Here is a 16,318-nt window from a genome sequence, read left to right as displayed (position 1 = left end):
AAATAAAGCAAAAACCTTCCAAACTAAGTTCAGAGGGTTATTTGAGTTGTGCATTTTTAGTATAGCATGAAGTTATTTTTAATTTAAAAGATTTTTATTGACAAACTATTAGCTGGTTTAGTTCTACTTTGTCTCCGGATTCTGTTGTCACATTTCCAAACTTGATATCTGCGTTATTAATCATACCAAACGTTTTTTGCGGGGCTGACATTGCCTCACCAATTTGAGAAATAACCGCTTCTTGCTCTTTTGTTAAAACGTGGGCTTTATATCGATAAGAATCCCATAAATCTTCTTCAAAATATTCTAACCCTTTCACTTCTGCTATGTAGCTCTTTAATGTAGATTCTTCCAAACTTAACAAAAAGGGCATAAAAAATGAAGTGGCCTGACTAATTTTTCTCCCTAATTGGCCCGCACGATCCAGCAAAGCTTGCGATTCGCTATTTCTTGTATCTAAATCCGTTTGCAGCATCGCATAAACATATAATTTATTGTATGCACTCCCAAGCTCTTCACTTGCATGAAGGTATTCATATAAATCCTTAGCATTATGAATCGCTCCATCATACGCTTTAAGCGGATCAATGTTCTTTGATACTCGTTCAAAATCCGCTTCCCATTGTTCCTGGCTTTCATAAATATCCGCTAAATTCCACTTTTCTTCTTCTTTTACTTCTTCACGTGTTTTAAACGTTTGCATAGCATCACTCCCTTTCTTATTCTTCTCTTTATTATAAGCGAACCACGGAAAAAAACTGCATGAAAAGCACCAGCATGGAAGTCATACTGGTGTTTAAACAATTTAAAATTTACTTGCTACTTGCGCTACTTTTTCTAAACCATCTGCAATGATTTCTTGAGAGCGATCTGGATATTGATTGTGCCCTTCAATCACGACTGTTTCTGGACTAGAAATGCCCCAGAAGTTAAGCATTACTTTTACATAATTAACGGCCATCTCTACAGAATTCATTTCTGGAGTAGAATAGTCAGAACCACGTGCATTTAATAAGACAACTTTCTTATCACCCGCTAATCCTACTGGACCTTCTGGGGTATATTTAAATGTTTTCCCTGATTGTGCGAGATAAGAAATATAAGTAATAAGCGGTGCTGGCACGGTAAAATTCCATAAAGGAAAAGCAAACACTACTTTTTCTGCTGCTAAAAATTGATTTAAGTATTGTTCCACTACATCCGCTGCTTTTGCTTCTTCCGCTGTTAATTCTAAGCCTTGGCTGCGTTTATATCCGCCCGAAATCGCAGTATGTCCAAAATAAGGAAGATTAAGGGCAAAAAGATCTAACTCTGTAATATCTTCATTTGGGTTCGCTTCTTTAAATGTGCTAACAAATGTTTCATACATTTTTGTACTAATTGCTTGATCCGCTGGACGGTCATTTGCTTTAATTAATAATACTTTAGACATATCCTGTTCCTCCACCTGCTGTATTTACCTAAAAAGCATATGTTGTCAATCCAAATATAACCGCTTAAAATACCTTGGTTTAAATACAATTACATTCTAGATATACATTTAAAATTACTACAAGCGATTTGTCTTTATAGTATCCATAACATTTCATTATGTTAGAAGCGAAATCGCTTTATTAATTTTCCTCTATTCTCATTTTGCATAGCATGCAAAAAAACCCTTTTTCTAAAAAAGGGTTTTTTGTCGTATTTGTATATTAGTGTGATTGTGTAATTTAATCTTCTAATTTTGTAATCCAATTTAACGGATCTGCTACTTTACCGTTTTGGATTCCTGTTAATGTATCATATAATTTTTGGGATAATTCGCCTGTTTCACCGTTGTTGATGACCATTTGTTCCTCTTTCCAATAAAATTCACCAATTGGAGAAATAACAGCAGCTGTTCCTGTTCCAAACGCTTCTTCTAATTGACCTGCTTTATACGCATCGTAAACTTCTTGCATCGAAATACGACGCTCTGTTACTGGAACATTCCAATATTGCAATAATTCAATAATTGAAGCACGAGTAATCCCTTGAAGAATGCTGCCATTAAGAGCCGGTGTAACAACTTCACCGTTGATTTTGAAGAATACGTTCATACTACCTACTTCTTCAACATATTTCTTCTCTACACCGTCTAACCAAAGAACTTGTGAGTACCCTGACTTTTCAGATATTTCCTGTGCTTTTAAGCTAGAAGCGTAGTTACCGCCTGTTTTAGCTTCACCTGTTCCACCTCTAACAGTACGGGCAAAGTCTGTTTCCACCGCGATTTTAACTGGTTTAATTCCTTCTTTATAATAAGAACCTACTGGTGACATAATAATAATAAATTGATAACGATCCGATGGTGATACACCTAAGTATGGTTCTGTTGCAATAATAAATGGACGGATATATAAAGATGTACCTTCTTCTTGTGGAATCCAATCACGATCGACACGAATTAACTCTTTTAATGCTTTTAAAGCGAACTCTACATCTATCTCTGGAATACATAAACGTTCGTTTGATCTATTTAAGCGTTCAAAGTTCTTTTCTGGACGGAATAAAAGAACTTCTTCCTCTTCTGTCAAATAAGCTTTTAATCCTTCGAAAACAGATTGTCCATAGTGAAAAATCATTGCCGATGGCTCTAATGTGAGCGGTTGATAAGGAACGATTCTTGGATCATGCCATCCTTGTCCTTGCATATAATCCATAATAAACATATGATCAGTAAAATTTTTACCAAATTGAAGTTGATCCGCTTGCGGCTTTTCCTTTTTTGTTGTGCTAAGCGTGATTGCCAATTCTTGTTCCTTCATTACCAAGACCCCTTGTTGATTTAATTTACTAGACTTTTAATTAAAATCTGTATTAATTATTTTACTCCTTCCATGAAGTAAAGTTCAACCCTTATATCACAAAATTTTCGGAAAATTTTTATTTTCAATTTATAAATAGACTGAGAAAATATAAGAAAATTCACTTGTTATATAATATACATTTAGTTATAGTAGTACAGGTTTATTGTTATATAACACATGGAATAACTATAGTTTTTTTTAAAAAAATCACCTGTAACATCATTTTATAATAGCTTTTTAGTAACACAGATGGCATAATAATTTGGGTGAAGTTGATTGTACTATATCAATAGGGATTTGTTTCACAAATTTACAAATGATTGAATTTGAAAGAACAACAAGGGGGTACAAGATGGGTTACAATAATCCACAAGAAATGGCGAATATCGCCGTAAAAACAGGGGTAAAGAAAGTTTCAATGCCACTTTTAAGCATTCTCATTTTAGGTTTTTTAGGTGGCGCTTACATTTCATTAGGATACTTATTCCATATTCGCGTCGTTGCTGATTTACCGCATGAATGGGGTACACTGAATGCTTTAATCGGAGGCGCAGTCTTCCCGCTAGGCTTAATTCTTACAATCATCGCTGGTGGTGAATTATTAACGGGAAATATGATGGCTGTTCCAATGGCCGCACTCGCTAAGAAAGTTACAGTTAAACAACTGACAATCAACTGGACATTAATTACCATCACCAACTTTATTGGTGCTGTTTTTGTTGCCTATTTTTTCGGACATCTACTTGGATTAACAGGATCAGGCGTCTACTTAGAAAAAACGATTTATACAGCAACAGCTAAGGTGGAAGATAGTTTTTGGATGGCTTTTATCTCAGCCGTTGGTTGTAACTGGCTTGTTGGATTAGGGGTGTGGATTACTTATAGTGCAGAAGATACTGCTGGAAAAATTATGGGTATGATTTTCCCAATTGTCGCATTCGTAGCTATCGGTTTTCAACACGTTGTGGCCAATATGTTTATCATTCCAGCTGCAATTTTTGCAGGAGCCTTAACGTGGACGGACTACTTCAGTAATTTCGTACCGGTATTTTTAGGAAACGCAGTTGGAGGCGGCATTTTAGTAGCCGGTTTATTCTTCGGAGCTTATATCCATTCTAATAAGAAGAAAACAGAAGAAAAAGAAAGAGAAGATGTCCCTTACTTAAAAAAAACATCTTAAGCTTATATTAAAACCAAAGCCTCTATCATAACGATAGAGGCTTTGGTTTGGCATTCACTTGTATGATGATATGTACACATACAACTTATTTTACTATTCTTCTGCAAAAACGGATAAGCCGTTTCCAAAAACTCCTTTTCACCGGCTTTATGTTTACACTTTTCTGTTTTTTTTCTATATAAATATTATCTCGATCAATGGCGAACTCTTCTGCAAAAACTAACCCCAGGTCAGAGTTATGATCTTTATTTAACACAATTTTATAGCGAATATTGTGAGTCGTTGCCAATTTCACATATTTAATAAGATGAGTATAATTCATATGACCATTTAAAAATACGCACGCTTTCGGATGTTGTTTGAATAATGGAAGAAGTTCTGTGTATACTTCTTTTTCTAGCACTTGTGCTTGAGTAAGCACCACAATAACGCGCTCTCGTAATGAACTAAGATATTTTCGTCTTTCTGCTGGATTAATTTCCTTCTTTCCATACATCCCCTGCTCTAAATAATCCTCAATATTAGCTTTTGCCATATTCTCCACCCCCCATTGTTTACTTCAATGTATGAAATCATCCATAAAGTGTGTTTCCTAAAAACATATCCTGCTTTTATACCTATTTTAGCTTCTATTTGTCATCCAGATTCTTTACGATGCATAAAATAAAAGGATTCGCCAATTTAGAAGGATGGGAAAGAGATATGAAGAAATTACTCGTAGTGCTATTATTTTTCGTTTCTTGTTTTGTTTTTTACAGTCCGCCTGCCGGTGCCGCTTCAAAGCAATTGATTATCATTAATAAAACTACTAATCAATTAGCCTACTATGAGAATAATAAACTCACCAAAATTTTTCTCGTTGCGACTGGTAAAAAACCTTCGTACACCCCCGAAGGAAAGTTTAAGATTGTCAACAAAATTGTCAACAGACCGTACTACAAAGAAAACATTAGAGGCGGTGACCCAAGAAATCCTTTAGGGAACAGATGGCTTGGCATTAATGCAAGAAACACGCCGGGTACTACCTATGCCATTCATGGCAATAATAACGCCAGTTCTATTGGTAAATATGTAAGTGCTGGCTGCGTTCGCATGTACAATGAAGATGTAAAGTGGCTTTATTCAAAAGTAAAAGTAGGTACGCCTGTTATTATTACAAGCTCGTCTAAATCATTTAAAGCTATTGCCGCTGCTAATGGCTTTAAAGTGACAGGGACCGAAACAATGCCAGTTGGAACAGTCGATACAGTACTGAAAAAAGGAAGTCAAGGTCCTCAAGTTGTTGCGCTACAAAAGAAACTAACCTCACTTGGCTATTCAACAAAAGGAACAGACGGTATATTTGGTTCGAATACGGAAACGGCCGTTAAAAAGTTTCAAAAGGATAACAACTTAACCGCGGATGGGGTCGTCGGTTCGCAAACGCGAAAAGCATTAAACTTGAATTAACGCTTTTGTTACTAATCCCTTCAACAAATATGTTATAATTCACCTAGAAATGGTAAATTCTATGCTGTATCTTAATTCTTTTTTATGGAGGTCTTATACATGTACGATGAACTTCTTGTTGGCATTATTAAGGGAGTTTTTGTTGTTGGATCTGTTGCTATGTTCGTTATGCTCGGCTTTATTAAAGGCCGTCAGTCTTAATCCTCATCTCACAACCAAGAATAATGCATCAGGATTAGCCCATCCATGCGTATGTACCTTCATGACAATCTTATCATAACTTCGTATAAAGCTCCTTCAAGTAAGGAGCTTTTTTTCTTTGTTAAAAAGAGCCTATCACTCAACTTTTTTAACAAAGAAAAAAGCATGCACACATTGTCATGCTTTCACTCATCTCTTGTTTTTTCCAATACTTGATCAATATCGTATATATGAAACGTATGAAGTTGATTTGCAACCGATTCCGTCTCTATATCTACTGTCGCTAACAATAATTGATCGATATCGATTATTCTCAAATCAAATCTCTCCCCTTTAATTTATGTTCTATTACACAATACGAGATCATGATTAAACAATGTGGGGGTAACTTCTATAATGTAATAATTGTTATTTACTTGTTACAGATTTGAAACGAATCTTGTACGCTTTTACGCTACAAATACAGAGTGAAGCATTTTTTCTAATTTATAAAACGTACCACTGCAAATATCAACATATGGCATGTTGTGAAAAATCGATTTTTTTCCAAGATGATAATGTTCTTTCTCAGGAGAATATACAATAATCTTTTTCTTTAAAGCAAGCGCATAGCCAATCGTATACAAACTCCCTTTTCCAGCCTTGAGAAACACTAAAATAAAATCAGCCTTTTCTATCATTTGCTCTTCCGACTCACCCATGTTTACAGTATTAGACTTACAAGATGTTTGGCTTAAATCATTCAAACAATTGTAGCCTCTTGTTTTGAGCTTCTTCACTAACGAACGCACTTGCTTTTTATTTTTTTCATCCGTTGCTAAATAATATTGCACAAATATCCCCCCCGTTAATAAGTCTTATTACTTGTTACCTATATAATTTATTCTTTGCAAAAAACAAAATATCCTTTATAAAAAACAAAAACCTTATCCATATATAGATAAGGTTGAAAATCCGACTAGGATGTTTAGTACTTTTTTCGAAACCGACATTTAAGCCAAGCCTTTTCGAAAAAGAACATTCTTATATATATTTAGCATCTTCAAACGGTGCATAAAACTGACCTTTGGGTGCCAACATATCTGTCTCCGATACACGTTGTTCTCCATTTACTTCATATGTACCTGCTGGATAGTAATCAAAGTAATCACTTTCTATATGAAGCTTTACAAAATATTCGTTCAAATCATCCATTAACTGTTGATATTTTTCACGATTGATTACTTTCCCATATTCATCAACCTGAAAGTTACGGTGAATTGCATCTTGAAGCAGTTCATGATGTGATGCTGTAATATACAAATCAACATCCCCACATTCCATGCATAATAATAGCCCTTCTTCTTTCACTTCATCATAGGAATCTTGCACAAGTTCTTTTAAAATCGCCTCAATTTGTTCTACATTCACTAAGTCAACTGTCGTTTGCAGCACTCCTACCCCTCCTCATCTAAAATAGTAACGATTCAACAAGATCATTTAACATAGCTAAAGTAATTAATTAAATTTTATAACGTTCTGCTCAAAAAGTCTTTTCTGAAGTTTTGGAAATAACTGTAAATTCATAAAATCTATAATAATATAAGGAAAACAATTGGCAAAGTAACCAAACTTAAGACCGTACTAATAAATGTTACACTGGAAACAAACTCGGGTTCTGTTTCAAATTGCAAGGCGTACATCGTTGTATTAGCTGCAGATGGCATCGCCGCAACAATAATCATAATTTGTTTAATAACTTCATCTACAGGGAGAATCAGTGTTAGTAAAAATGCGATTGTTGGCGAAATCGCTAATTTAAGGAACAAAGCAAGCGAAATTCTTCGTACTTTCATTTTTCGCAACGAAATGGTCGCTAACTGCATTCCTAGTACAAGCATTACGGTTGGGATCGCTGCATCCGCCACAAGACTAATAGCTTCCATAATCGGTTTACTTAATGGGATATGGAAGAAATGAAACAGCCAACCCGCTATTGCACCATATACAATCGGCATTCGTCTGACGGCACGAAGCGCAGACTGAATTCCATTTCCTTCAGGACTTCCCTTTGCTGCATAATAAATCCCAATCGTACACATTACAAGCTGTTGACCGACCATCAGGACAATTGCATAATCTAAACCAACAGCACCAAATAATAAGAAAACAACCGGTGTACCATAATTTCCATTATTCATAAATGCCGAGGCCAAAATTAAGCTGCACGTTTCAGTTCGCGAATACGAGCGAATGAACGACACAATATAGACAATTAAAACGAGCGATATACAAAGAATAAATGTAAAGAAAATTAAGAATAAATAATCCGTATTAAATTCCGTTGTATAAAAAGTGCGAAAAACAAGAAAAGGTGACATTAAATAAACAGACACCGTTGAGATTGCTTTTGGCTCTAAATGAAATTTCTTCTGACCGATAAACCCTAGGACAAAGATACCGAAAATCGGCAATAATACACCTAAAAACTCCAATTTTTTCACCTTCACTACTAAAATATTTATATCCAACTCTATCACTTCGTATAACGAAAGTAAAATTAGGCTAGGATACATCCCATTTTTATACACACTTAGCATGTCATTAAACCCATTCCATGGTAATATGTATATATGAGTTATGTTACAAAATTTAACATTAATATTCATAACGAAAAGGAGTGTTAAACATGGATGTAAAATTCATGGATATGGCTGTTCAACTAGCGAAAGACAATGTGTTAGCAAAAGGCGGCGGTCCCTTTGGAGCCGTGATTGTTAAAGATGGAAAAATTATCGGTAAAGGATGTAATAATGTCACAACAACAAATGACCCAACAGCCCATGCTGAAGTTCAAGCCATTCGCGATGCATGCAAAAATTTAAACTCCTTCCAACTAGACGATTGCGAAGTGTATACAAGCTGCGAGCCTTGCCCAATGTGCATTGGTGCTTTATACTGGGCACGCCCAAAAGCCGTTTATTATGCTTGTACGAAAGAAGATGCTGCTGCAATCGGTTTCGATGATCAATTTATCTATGAAGAGCTAGAACTCCCCATCCATCAACGCTCCTTACAAATGAAAAAGCTAGATTCTCCAAACTATGATTTACCGTTTAGAACGTGGGAAACTTTCAGCGATAAAGTAGAATATTAATTCAAAGCTTTGTTAAATAATATTATTGATCACACAAATAAGCTAAACTCAACCGTTTACCATAACAGAGTTTAATTTATAAAGAGATGATGTGACAAAGGAGTGATGGACCGATGGATCAACGTATGTTGCAAAAACGAATTAACGTAGCTTCCGGGAAAGAAGCGGCTGATTGCGTCATTAAAAATGGCAAAATTATCGATGTGTTTAACGGAAATATCTTTGAAGGAGATATCGCCATTGTGGACGGCTTTTTTGCCGGCATCGGAACATATACGGGTAAAAAAGAAATCGATGTCGAAGGAAAGTATGTATCACCATCCTTCATTGATGGACATGTTCATATCGAATCCTCCATGGTTCGTCCTTCAGAATTTGCGAAAGCACTGCTTGTGCACGGTGTAACATGTGTCATCGCTGATCCTCATGAGATTGCTAATGTTGCTGGATCAACGGGCATTCAATATATGCTGGACCAATCGGAGCAGCTCCCTTTTGACTTCTACTTTATGCTCCCCTCTTGCGTTCCTGCTACTTCTTTTGAACATGCTGGCGCGACATTAAACAGCTCAGATTTATTACCATTTTATCAGCATCCCCGCGTACTTGGATTAGCAGAAGTAATGAATTATCCAGCTGTCGAAAGTTGTGATGCTGATATGTTACAAAAATTAACAGATGCAAACTCCTTGCATAAAAAAATAGATGGTCATGCCGCGGGATTAACAAACCAACAGCTAAACGTGTATGGGAGTGCTCATATTACAACTGATCACGAAAGTACAACAGCCAAAGAGGCGGAGGCACGACTTCGAAATGGTATGTATTTAATGCTTCGAGAAGGTACCGTTGCCAAAGACTTAATCAATCTTCTTCCCGCTATCAACCAAAACAATATTCACCGCTGCTTGTTTGTCACAGATGACCGTCATCTAGATGATATTCATCATGAAGGAAGCATCGATTATAATGTTCGCCTAGCCATTACACACGGGATTGAACCGATTAATGCAATTAAAATGGCCTCTATTCATACAGCACAATGTTTTGGATTAGCGAATCAAGGAGCCATTGCTCCTGGATATAAAGCGGACTTTTTATTACTCAATGATTTATCTTCTATTAATATTGATTCGGTTTATAAAAATGGAGAACTAGTTTGTGCACAAGGTAAACTGATTCATTTTCCAGAAGTACAACCATTGGGCATAGAAGGTTCATTGAAAAATACCGTTCATTTTCATGAGTTACAAGCAACGGACTTTGCTATTTCTTTCGCAAATAACTTAGCTAATATTATCGAAATTATTCCAAATAGTCTTATTACAAAACATCTAGTCGAAAAAGTGAATGTTGACGATACAGGTATATTTCAATATTCAAGCGATGTCGATCACTTAACTTTAGCTGTGATTGAACGACATCATCATACAAAAAATATAGGGCTCGGCATTGTGAAAGGCCTCGGATTAAAGTCAGGGGCCATTGCGACAACGGTTGCTCATGATTCCCATAATTTAATCATCGCGGGAACAAACAACGAAGACATGGCGATAGCTGCTCGAACGATTAAAGAAATGCAAGGCGGTTTAGTCGTTATTCAGCATGGTGAAGTATTGGCCTCATTATCACTACCGATTGCTGGTTTAATGTCGACCTCCCCCTATCAACAAGTCATTACGAAATTAGCGGAAATAGATCAAGCACTAACCAAATTGAACGTAAGTCAACAATTTAATCCGTTTTTAACACTTGCATTTTTAGCATTGCCTGTCATTCCTGAAATTAAATTAACTGATCAAGGGCTATTCCTTACTTCTTCTTTTTCTCATATTCCAATTGAAGCCGTATCGTCTACTTAACAGAATCAACTTATGGTGTTCCTCTCTTTTGAGGGCACCTTTTTGACGCTATAATACGAGATACAAAGGAGGGAAATACCTTGACATTCATTGGCTATCTCGGCACATACACAAGAGGAATAAGCAAGGGAATCTATTCATTTACACTTGACCCAAAAACAAGCACAATTAGTCAGCCTCGCTTAGCTGCGACATTAACGGATTCAACTTATTTAGCTATTAGTGATAACAACCAATTTTTATATGCCAACTATAAAGTAGAAGGAAAAGGCGCTATTGCAAGCTTTTCCATTCATTCCAATACCGGTGAACTGACTTTATTACATACATCTGAATCTGAAAATGGATCGTATTGCCATATTAGTGTAAACAAGCACAACAACATGCTTGTTGCAGCAAGCTATGGAGACGGACTTATTGAATCCTATCATATTGAGGAAAATGCCGCTCTTAGCCATGTTATATCCACTATTCAACATAAAGGTTCGGGTCCAAACAAAGAGCGACAAGAAAAAGCACATACTCATTATGCTGGATTCTCCCCTGATGAGCAGTATATCATTGCTGTCGATTTAGGAATCGATTCCATCCTTACATATCGCGTCACACAAGATCAACTTCATGAAGTAAATCGGTTAGCAACAGCTCCTGGCAGCGGCCCAAGACATCTTGTTTTTCATCCAAATCAACAATACGTCTACGTCATGGCCGAGCTTCGTCCGGAAGTCATCGTTCTCCAATTCGAAAAAAACACCGGATGTTTTAAGATGAGTCAAAGCATTCGCTCTGTTCCAAGTGATTTCTACACCAACAATCAAGGAAGTGCGATTTCTATATCGTCTGACGGTCGTTTTGTTTACGCAGCTAATCGCGGTCACGATAGCATTGCAGTGTTTGCTGTTGATAGCGAAACCGGACATCTTACCTTACTACAGCTTATCGGAACAGAAGGACATTGGCCGCGAGATTTCTCACTTGATCCGTCTGAAGCATTTCTTGTTGCTGCAAATGAGGAATCGGGGAACCTTACTTTATTTGCACGCGATCAGCAAACAGGACGATTAACGCTGCTTCAAGGGAGCGTATCCGTTCCTTATCCGGTATGTGTGAAGTTTCTTTCTTATACCAAACGTTAAAGATTGAAGAATGGTCTATGCGGAAAAATAACGTCTATCCGCCTTAATTATACAATCTCCCCCATGCCCAATATCATGAATAACAGATTACTTCATCTATACTAAAAACTTGTTTGATGATTAAAATAGGTCATCAAACAAGTTTTTCTTACAAGATATCAGCCTCATTATTTTCTAAGTGATGACTTAATTCGGCAGCAAGGCCTGGAAACATATTCAAATCTTTCCCCCATAAGGATTGATTGCTAAGAACGTTCTCAACGAGTTGTTGAATTGAAATTCCTGCTGCTTCATAACGGAACCATTGTTCTTTAAAAAATTCAACTGTCTGTACATGATCGTTCACGATATATTCTTTGCCATCAAAGCGTTTCCCTACGTAACTTCCTTTCACTTTCTGTACCTTATAGAAGCGGATCAAACCAGCAAAAGCCCGTACAACACAGACAGGCAGCCTACCTTCCTTCTCAAAATAAGCTTCCAAAGTCGGGAGAAGACGCACCTTAAACTTCGATAAACTATTTAATGAAATGTCGGCAAGACGATGCTGAACAAAAGGATTCATAAAACGTTCCAGAACGCTTTCTGCATATTGCATCATCTCATTACGGGCAAAAGATAGTGATGGAATAATTTCCTGCTCGATTGCTTGACGCAAAAACCCATTAAAACTTGGGTGATTCATAACTTGTCCCACTTCATCCAATCCAGATAGAATACCTAGTGGGGCCATTAATGTATGTGAACCATTTAAAATACGAACTTTCCTCATTTGATAAGGGACTAAATCCTCAACCCAATGCACGTTTAAACCGGATTGTTTCAACGGAAGACGCTGATCTAAAGATGGATCACCTTCTATCGCCCATACATGATAAGGCTCAGCTGTATTTAATAAAGAATCCTCGTAGCCCCACTCTGCAAACCATGCTTCCGCCTCTTTAGCCGGGAAACCTGTTACGATGCGATCTACAAGAGAGTTGAGGAAAAGATTATCTTGATCCACCCAATCCATAAATGACTTCGGTAATTCCCAGTCCCTACTGTGCTGAAGAACGCATTGCTTCAATGTATCACCATTTCTCTCCAAAAGTTCACACGGCAGCATGATGAGGCCCTTTTCTGAATCTCCGTTAAAATATAAATAGCGCTCATATAAAAAGGCCGTTAGTCTTCCAGGAAACGATTCAATCGGTTCTCCCTCTTTCCAAGAAATAGGCTGGTAGGTAAGGCCTGCTTCTGTCGTGTTAGAGACTACAAATTCTAATGTAGGATTTTGGGACAACTCCAAAAATTCAACCCATTCTTCATACGGATCCACTGCCTTTGAAAAAACAGAAATGATCTCCTTACGTTCTACTTTCTCCCCGTTTTGAATCCCCCGTATCATCAACGTGTATAATCCATCTTGTTGCTTCAATTTCTCTATTTTTCCTTTTCCAGATGGTCGAGGCTGGGTGACAACAATACTTCCTTGAAAATTCCCTTGTTTATTGCATTCATGAATCATCCAGTCAAAGAAGCCGCGAAGAAAATTCCCCTCTCCAATCTGCAACACTTTAACGGGATAATCCTGTATCATATGCCCACTTTGCACAGCGTCAGTATCTTTATTTAGACTTTTCACGTGACTCGGGTTGATATTCATAGTTACCTAGTCTCCCTTTCATAACAGAAAATTTTACTCCTCAGCAGATGAACAAAGCAACCACATCACTTGGTTGCTTGTACATTCATGAAACTTTGAGCTTATATTTCAACAATAGCCTTAATGACTTTAGCTTCAGGAGTTAACCATCCTTCAAACTGTTGAATCATATCATCCAAATGCGTACGGTGTGTAATATATAAATCTAAATCTACTACTCCATTTTTTACTGTATTCACAACATAATCAAAATCTTCTCGAGTAGCATTACGACTTCCCATTAACGTAAGCTCTTTACTATGGAAATCTGGATCATTAAAAGAAATATCAGACTTCACTAAACCTACATAAATCAATCTTCCACCGTGAGCAGGGAATTCAAACGCATTCATCATTGACTTAGCGTTGCCTGTTGCGTCAAATACAACTGTAGGCATGTCTCCGTTTGTCAATTCCGCTAATTTCTCTAAAGGATGATTCAAAGCGTTCACCGTATAATCGACATTTGCCCATTTACTCGCAAATGCTAGACGCTCATCGTTTACATCCATGGCAATTACTTTCGCTCCTTGTTCCTTAGCAAAAGCCATAACACCCAAGCCAATCGGGCCTGCCCCAATAACTAAGGCAAACTCTCCTTCTTGAATTGCAGCCCGTCTAACCGCATGCGCTCCTATACTTAAAGGCTCTATCATAGCAGATTGGTCAAGGGTAAGCCCTTCGGTTTTTACTAAATGGTTATAGGGAACCGTAATCCATTCGCTCATCCCGCCTTCTATATGTACACCTAACACTTTCATATTTGTACAGCAGTTTGTTTTTTTATTTTTACAAGCAATACATTCTCCACACTCCATATACGGAATAATCGAAATTTGGTTACCAACCTCTAGTCCTAGTGCATTCTCCGGAATGGATTCAATATAGCCAGATAGCTCATGACCAAGTATACGTGGATAACTAAAAAAGGGCTGATTCCCTCCGTAAGCATGAATGTCTGTTCCGCATATTCCAATGCGCCGCACACGAATTAAAGCTTCTTCTGCGTTTGGAACAGGTCGTTCCATTTCAATCATTTTAAATTGTTTAGGTTGCTCACAAACAATACTTTTCATTGAGTAACACTCCTTTTTTCTGTTTAGAATCTACTAAAAAGCTGGGAGCCCTATTCTATTAAAGAATGACTCCCTCTTTAAAAATGCTAATTTCTCTGTATCCGAATTGCTCATTATTCGTTTTCTCTTCACCTGATGCAAGGCTAAGAATGTATTGGAATAAATCCTGCATTAATTCATCGATTTTTTGACCTTCAATTAACTGCCCGGCATTATAATCAATCCAATGCTTCTTACGGTTAGCTAAATCAGAATTCGTCGCTATTTTCACAGTAGGTACCGGGCCGCCAAATGGTGTGCCTCTTCCTGTCGTGAATAGAACGATATGAGCCCCCGCTGCCGCCAAAGCCGTAACCGAAATCAAGTCATTTCCAGGAGCGTTCACCAAATTCAGTCCATGCTTCACCACTCGTTCACCATATGGACGGACATCCACAACCGTAGCATGACCGCCTTTTTGCGTACATCCAAGTGATTTTTCTTCAAGCGTACTAATACCGCCTTCTTTATTTCCAGGTGAAGGGTTTTCATAAATTTCCTGGTCATGGCGAATAAAATATTGTTTAAAATCGTTAATTAGATGAACAATTTTCTGAAACGTTTCTTCATCTTTTGCCCGGTTCATTAATATAGTTTCAGCCCCAAACATCTCTGGAACCTCTGTCAAAATTGTTGTCCCGCCATTTACAACAATAAGATCGGATACCGCACCAACTAATGGATTAGCCGTAATACCTGAAAAACCATCAGATCCCCCACACTTTAACCCGATTTTCAACTTGGAAACCGGTATCGGTTGGCGTTCAAATTGTTCTGCATACTCCACTAATTCTTCCATTAAACATAATCCGCTCGCTAATTCATCTTCAACCTCTTGGGCTTTCAGGAATTTAATCCGCTTTGGGGGATACTCTCCAATGACCTCTTTAAACGCTTCAATTTGATTATTTTCACAACCTAATCCTACAATTAACACACCTGCTGCGTTGGGATGCTGAGCCAAGGCTGCTAATAGCTTCTGTGTATGAGTCAGGTCATCTCCTAATTGAGAACAACCGTATGGATGAGAAAAATGATAAATCCCATCAATTTGTCGATCTTTAAACTGCTCATTGCCCATTTTCGCAAGCACTTCACATGTTTTATTAATACAACCAACCGTATTAATGATCCAGATTTCATTACGAATTCCAGCTTCCCCATTTTCACGAATATATCCTTGGAATGTATATTTTGAATCTTCGACAGCCGTCGAATTTTGAATGGTTGGTTGATAAGTATAATCCAAGATTCCATGCAAACCAGATTCTAGATTATGAGTATGAACCCACTCCCCTGCAGAAAGATCCTCTTTGGCTTTCCCAATCGAATAGCCAAACTTGAGAACATCTTCGCCTCGCTTTACCGATTGTACTAACATCTTATGTCCTTTCGGAATATCATCACGAGCCTTGATATCGATGAGTACTTTGTCCGCCGTTTGAATCTGAATATTTTCCCCTTTACGGATCTCATGTAAAGAAATAACCACATCATCTTTTGAATGTAATTGAACAACTTTACTCATTTTATCTCCTCCTTTTTTAGTATTGATGTATATCATCTAGACGATAATCACTAATTAGAAAGCCCTTTCATTTCCAACTTTACATGTATTTTTTATGAATCTATGATAATTTTATCATCAAGAATTGAAATATAAATTGCATTTTTTGATGTATATATACTCATTTTTGTTGTAGTATGCTATTAGGTGATGA

General features: G+C 37.2%; 16 protein-coding genes. 5 read left to right on the top strand and 11 right to left on the bottom strand.

Going from position 1 to position 16,318, the window contains the following annotated elements; all coding sequences use genetic code 11:
* Nucleotides 1–94 precede the first annotated feature (94 nt).
* The 3 genes from ACE199_RS21075 to ACE199_RS21065 all read right to left on the bottom strand — a co-directional run bounded on the left by ACE199_RS21075 (nt 95) and on the right by ACE199_RS21065 (nt 2,789).
* A complete protein-coding gene (locus ACE199_RS21075) occupies nt 95–703 on the bottom strand; it encodes a hypothetical protein (RefSeq protein ID WP_375351490.1) in 609 nt (202 codons plus the stop codon).
* 102 nt (nt 704–805) lie between these two features.
* Nucleotides 806–1,432 (bottom strand): FMN-dependent NADH-azoreductase, encoded by a 627-nt coding sequence (locus ACE199_RS21070; protein ID WP_375351489.1) that lies wholly within the window; start codon nt 1,430–1,432, stop codon nt 806–808.
* A gap of 280 nt (nt 1,433–1,712) precedes the next feature.
* Entirely contained in the window at nt 1,713–2,789 is a 1,077-nt protein-coding gene (locus ACE199_RS21065) for a branched-chain amino acid aminotransferase (protein WP_375351488.1), read from the bottom strand.
* Nucleotides 2,790–3,183: 394 nt separating this feature from the next.
* Between ACE199_RS21065 and ACE199_RS21060 the strand changes: the two genes are divergently transcribed.
* On the top strand, nt 3,184–4,011 hold the full coding sequence (locus tag ACE199_RS21060) for a formate/nitrite transporter family protein (RefSeq protein WP_375351487.1): 828 nt from the start codon (nt 3,184–3,186) through the stop codon (nt 4,009–4,011).
* 85 nt (nt 4,012–4,096) lie between these two features.
* On the opposite strand, the gene ACE199_RS21055 is transcribed toward ACE199_RS21060, so the two are convergent.
* The gene (locus ACE199_RS21055) at nt 4,097–4,546 is read right to left on the bottom strand and encodes a YueI family protein (RefSeq protein ID WP_127760522.1); all 450 of its coding nucleotides are present in this window, start codon (nt 4,544–4,546) and stop codon (nt 4,097–4,099) included.
* A 167-nt stretch (nt 4,547–4,713) separates the two neighbouring features.
* Between ACE199_RS21055 and ACE199_RS21050 the strand changes: the two genes are divergently transcribed.
* On the top strand, nt 4,714–5,460 hold the full coding sequence (locus ACE199_RS21050) for a L,D-transpeptidase family protein (RefSeq protein ID WP_375351486.1): 747 nt from the start codon (nt 4,714–4,716) through the stop codon (nt 5,458–5,460).
* A 386-nt stretch (nt 5,461–5,846) separates the two neighbouring features.
* Here ACE199_RS21050 and ACE199_RS21045 read toward each other — a convergent pair whose 3' ends face one another.
* The 4 genes from ACE199_RS21045 to ACE199_RS21030 form a co-directional block, all read right to left on the bottom strand.
* On the bottom strand, nt 5,847–5,978 hold the full coding sequence (locus ACE199_RS21045) for a hypothetical protein (RefSeq protein WP_257467232.1): 132 nt from the start codon (nt 5,976–5,978) through the stop codon (nt 5,847–5,849).
* Between the two features lie 132 nt (nt 5,979–6,110).
* Nucleotides 6,111–6,494: a nucleoside 2-deoxyribosyltransferase gene (locus tag ACE199_RS21040; protein ID WP_375351485.1), complete on the bottom strand. Its 384-nt coding sequence runs from the start codon at nt 6,492–6,494 to the stop codon at nt 6,111–6,113.
* Between the two features lie 190 nt (nt 6,495–6,684).
* Nucleotides 6,685–7,095, bottom strand: coding sequence for a hypothetical protein (locus tag ACE199_RS21035; RefSeq protein ID WP_375351484.1), 411 nt, complete (start codon nt 7,093–7,095; stop codon nt 6,685–6,687).
* Between the two features lie 137 nt (nt 7,096–7,232).
* Nucleotides 7,233–8,135, bottom strand: a complete 903-nt coding sequence (locus ACE199_RS21030) for an AEC family transporter (protein WP_252295464.1) — start codon at nt 8,133–8,135, stop codon at nt 7,233–7,235.
* Between the two features lie 194 nt (nt 8,136–8,329).
* Between ACE199_RS21030 and ACE199_RS21025 the strand changes: the two genes are divergently transcribed.
* From ACE199_RS21025 to ACE199_RS21015, 3 genes are all read left to right on the top strand, one after another.
* Nucleotides 8,330–8,797 (top strand): nucleoside deaminase, encoded by a 468-nt coding sequence (locus ACE199_RS21025; RefSeq protein ID WP_375351483.1) that lies wholly within the window; start codon nt 8,330–8,332, stop codon nt 8,795–8,797.
* A gap of 113 nt (nt 8,798–8,910) precedes the next feature.
* Nucleotides 8,911–10,659: an adenine deaminase gene (ade, locus tag ACE199_RS21020; protein ID WP_375351482.1), complete on the top strand. Its 1,749-nt coding sequence runs from the start codon at nt 8,911–8,913 to the stop codon at nt 10,657–10,659.
* An 80-nt stretch (nt 10,660–10,739) separates the two neighbouring features.
* Nucleotides 10,740–11,795, top strand: a complete 1,056-nt coding sequence (locus tag ACE199_RS21015; protein WP_375351481.1) for a lactonase family protein — start codon at nt 10,740–10,742, stop codon at nt 11,793–11,795.
* 148 nt (nt 11,796–11,943) lie between these two features.
* On the opposite strand, the gene ACE199_RS21010 is transcribed toward ACE199_RS21015, so the two are convergent.
* The 3 genes from ACE199_RS21010 to ACE199_RS21000 all read right to left on the bottom strand — a co-directional run bounded on the left by ACE199_RS21010 (nt 11,944) and on the right by ACE199_RS21000 (nt 16,125).
* On the bottom strand, nt 11,944–13,443 hold the full coding sequence (locus tag ACE199_RS21010) for a tagaturonate reductase (RefSeq protein ID WP_375351480.1): 1,500 nt from the start codon (nt 13,441–13,443) through the stop codon (nt 11,944–11,946).
* Nucleotides 13,444–13,544: 101 nt separating this feature from the next.
* Nucleotides 13,545–14,558, bottom strand: coding sequence for a zinc-binding alcohol dehydrogenase family protein (locus tag ACE199_RS21005; RefSeq protein WP_375351479.1), 1,014 nt, complete (start codon nt 14,556–14,558; stop codon nt 13,545–13,547).
* 58 nt (nt 14,559–14,616) lie between these two features.
* Nucleotides 14,617–16,125, bottom strand: a complete 1,509-nt coding sequence (locus ACE199_RS21000) for a UxaA family hydrolase (RefSeq protein WP_375351478.1) — start codon at nt 16,123–16,125, stop codon at nt 14,617–14,619.
* Nucleotides 16,126–16,318: the final 193 nt, after the last annotated feature.

It is taken from the genome of Peribacillus sp. Hz7, assembly GCF_042136355.1.
Lineage (GTDB): Bacteria > Bacillota > Bacilli > Bacillales > DSM-1321 > Peribacillus > Peribacillus asahii_A.
Note: the sequence above shows the minus strand (reverse complement) of the source record. Positions and strands in the feature narration are given on the sequence as shown.

Coding starts and splice junctions, on each gene's coding strand:
- ACE199_RS21060 (WP_375351487.1), top strand. CDS start 3,184: ATGGGTTACAATAATCCACAAGAAATGGCGAATATCGCCGTAAAAACA.
- ACE199_RS21010 (WP_375351480.1), bottom strand. CDS start 13,443: ATGAATATCAACCCGAGTCACGTGAAAAGTCTAAATAAAGATACTGAC.
- ACE199_RS21050 (WP_375351486.1), top strand. CDS start 4,714: ATGAAGAAATTACTCGTAGTGCTATTATTTTTCGTTTCTTGTTTTGTT.
- ACE199_RS21075 (WP_375351490.1), bottom strand. CDS start 703: ATGCAAACGTTTAAAACACGTGAAGAAGTAAAAGAAGAAGAAAAGTGG.
- ACE199_RS21000 (WP_375351478.1), bottom strand. CDS start 16,125: ATGAGTAAAGTTGTTCAATTACATTCAAAAGATGATGTGGTTATTTCT.
- ACE199_RS21070 (WP_375351489.1), bottom strand. CDS start 1,432: ATGTCTAAAGTATTATTAATTAAAGCAAATGACCGTCCAGCGGATCAA.
- ade (WP_375351482.1), top strand. CDS start 8,911: ATGGATCAACGTATGTTGCAAAAACGAATTAACGTAGCTTCCGGGAAA.
- ACE199_RS21005 (WP_375351479.1), bottom strand. CDS start 14,558: ATGAAAAGTATTGTTTGTGAGCAACCTAAACAATTTAAAATGATTGAA.
- ACE199_RS21055 (WP_127760522.1), bottom strand. CDS start 4,546: ATGGCAAAAGCTAATATTGAGGATTATTTAGAGCAGGGGATGTATGGA.
- ACE199_RS21065 (WP_375351488.1), bottom strand. CDS start 2,789: ATGAAGGAACAAGAATTGGCAATCACGCTTAGCACAACAAAAAAGGAA.
- ACE199_RS21025 (WP_375351483.1), top strand. CDS start 8,330: ATGGATGTAAAATTCATGGATATGGCTGTTCAACTAGCGAAAGACAAT.